At 64.5% G+C, this 550-nt stretch carries 2 protein-coding genes; both read left to right on the forward strand.

The window, feature by feature from the left end; translation table 11 throughout:
• On the forward strand, nt 1-211 hold a 211-nt coding region (locus AB4Y67_RS18995; RefSeq protein WP_441407306.1), incomplete at its 5' end, for a hypothetical protein.
• A 43-nt stretch (nt 212-254) separates the two neighbouring features.
• A complete protein-coding gene (locus AB4Y67_RS19000) occupies nt 255-533 on the forward strand; it encodes an HPr family phosphocarrier protein (RefSeq protein WP_441407307.1) in 279 nt (92 codons plus the stop codon).
• Nucleotides 534-550: the final 17 nt, after the last annotated feature.

Below are 550 nucleotides of genomic sequence, written 5' to 3' on the forward strand. Positions count from 1 at the left end.
CCCCGCACGGCGGAATCTTCGTCTTCTTCGCGATCGACAACTTCCCCCGCACGGCGGAATCTTCGTCTTCTTCGCGATCGACAACTTCCTGATGTTCGTCGTCGCCATCGCGGCCGGAACCGTCGTGAGTGCCTTCGCAGTGATCGGGCTCAAGCGCTACGCGGTTAAGAAGCCGGTTGATACGGTGGAGCAGGTACCCGTAGCCGCCTGAGCCGTCCAGAAAAACCTTCCCTAGCTGACATCAAGGAGCAGAAATGACCGAACGTAACGCCACCATTGCCAGCCGCGTAGGGCTGCACGCCCGACCGGCCGCCATCTTTGCCGAGGCTGCAGGCGAGTTCGATCTCGAAATCACCATCGCCCGGCTGGGTGAACCCATCGACGAGGCCATGGACGCCGCCAGCATCCTGTCCCTCATGAGCCTGGGCGCGTCCCACGGCGAGGTTGTGGTGCTGCGCGCCGAGGGCGACGGCGCCGACGCCGCCCTGGAGCGCCTGGTCCAGATCCTCGAAACGGACCACGACGCCGAATAGCGTCACCGCCAGCGGCC

Source organism: Arthrobacter sp. YAF17 (genome assembly GCF_052113365.1).
In the GTDB taxonomy this organism is placed as follows: domain Bacteria; phylum Actinomycetota; class Actinomycetes; order Actinomycetales; family Micrococcaceae; genus Arthrobacter.

Bases quoted from the DNA above. Each gene is read 5' to 3' on its own strand.
- AB4Y67_RS19000 (WP_441407307.1), top strand. From the start codon at position 255: ATGACCGAACGTAACGCCACCATTGCCAGCCGCGTAGGGCTGCACGCC.